The sequence below is a fragment of the Sandaracinobacteroides sp. genome (genome assembly GCF_057137845.1).
Map to the genome: position 1 here is coordinate 1 of NZ_DBNHFX010000156.1, position 1,534 is coordinate 1,534.

Sequence of the window (1,534 nt, forward strand, 5' to 3'; positions counted from 1 at the left end):
CGGTTACGCCGCGCACCAGTTGCTGCATCAGCACCGACTTCCCGACGCCGCTGCCGGCGATCAGGCCGACGCGCTGGCCGCGCCCCAGCGTCAGCAGGCCGTCGATTGCGCGCACGCCGCTGGCCAGAGGTTCGGTGACTTCGGCCCGGTCGAGCGGCGGTAACGGCCTGCCGCCCAGCGGCCAGCCGTTATCGGTGGGCAATGCGCCGCGTCCGTCGATCGGTTCACCGTGGGCGCCGCTTACCCGGCCGAACAATGCGCTGCCGACGCCCACATCATTTGCCTGCGCCTGTAGCCACGCGCGCGCACCGGGTGCGACGGGGGCGTTGCCAAGCGCCATCAGCAGCAGGCGGGCGCCGCGAAAGCCGATGACTTCCGCCTGCACCGGGCCTTCCGCCGTGTCGATCGACACGATCGCACCAACCGGCGCTTCCAGCCCCTCCATCTGCATCAGCAGGCCTTCGCAGGCGCTAACGCGGCCCGCCCGCGCCGCGCTGAAGCTGGCGGCGTGCAGGCGCGTTGCTGCGCTGTTTGCGGCGGCGGCGATCAGGCCCGCGTTCATGGCGCAAGATCCAGCAGTTGCGCGAGGCGGGCCGAAAGCGAAGCGCGCTGCAAGGCCGGGCCGCATTCGGCCTCGACCACGCCGGGGGCGAGGTCGTCGCGCGTCGCCACTTCCCAGCCGGGGGGCAGGATTTCCACGCACGGGGCGAGCACATCTGCCGCGACGAACAGCGTGCCCCTGGGCAGCCCTGCCGTTGCTTCGGCGATCAGGCTGCGAAGCGTGGCTTCCGCGATCGGCGGCTTTGCAGCAAGCAGCACGCCCATTGCCGTGAACGACAGCGACGCCAGTGCATCGGCAAAGCGCGCCTCGATCGCAGAGGCTGATGCAGCCGCGAGTTCGGCGTGCTGCCGGGTTGCGCTCTCGTGCGAGGCGCGCTCGTTCGCAAGCTGGAGGCGAAGTGCCGCCACTTCGGCTGCCCATGTCGCGTTGGCTTCGGCGCGGGCTTCGGCGCGGGCCGCTTCCAGCGCTTTCGTGTCTGGTGGTGCGGGCCGCGGCGGCCGGGCGGACGGAGGCACGCCCAGCAGCGCCCGCAGCGGCGCAGCGCAGACGGCAAGGCCTGCCTCAGACATAATCCGCCCCCTTGCCGGGCAGGGTGATCGTGCCGTCCGCCGCCAGTTTGCGGGCGGCCGCCGCGATTGCCTTCTGTGCGCTGGCCGCTTCGTCCAGCTTGACGGGCCCGCGATTGCTGATTTCGTCGCGCAGCGCTTCGGCGGCGCGCTGCGGCATGGCCCCCAGCAGCCGTTCACGCAGATCCGGCTGGGCCGCGCGCAGGGCCGGGATCAGCAGTTCCGCATCGACCGTGCGCAGCAGGTTCTGCAAGGCACGGGCGTCGAGCCGGGCGAGATCGGCGAAGGTGAACAGCGTTTCCGAAAGAATTTCCGCTGCCGCCGGGTCGGCGTCGCCAAGCGCCCGTAGCGCCGCTTCCTCGTCGAGGCCGGCCAGATTGATGAGATCGGCGGCCCGCTGCATCCC

General features: G+C 71.4%; 2 protein-coding genes and 1 pseudogene. All 3 read right to left on the reverse strand.

All coding sequences use genetic code 11. From position 1 onward, the window contains the following. Nucleotides 1–562: pseudogene (gene fliI / locus AC16JP_RS09000) on the reverse strand (flagellum-specific ATP synthase FliI); the annotation flags it as partial. Continuing rightward, nucleotides 559–1,131 carry a hypothetical protein gene (locus AC16JP_RS09005; protein ID WP_484340278.1) on the reverse strand — a complete coding sequence of 191 codons (573 nt, stop codon included), beginning with the start codon at nt 1,129–1,131 and terminating at the stop codon, nt 559–561. The pseudogene fliI and the gene AC16JP_RS09005, both read right to left, overlap by 4 nt. Further along, on the reverse strand, nt 1,124–1,534 hold a 411-nt coding region (locus AC16JP_RS09010), incomplete at its 5' end, for a FliG C-terminal domain-containing protein (RefSeq protein ID WP_484340279.1). The genes AC16JP_RS09005 and AC16JP_RS09010, both read right to left, overlap by 8 nt.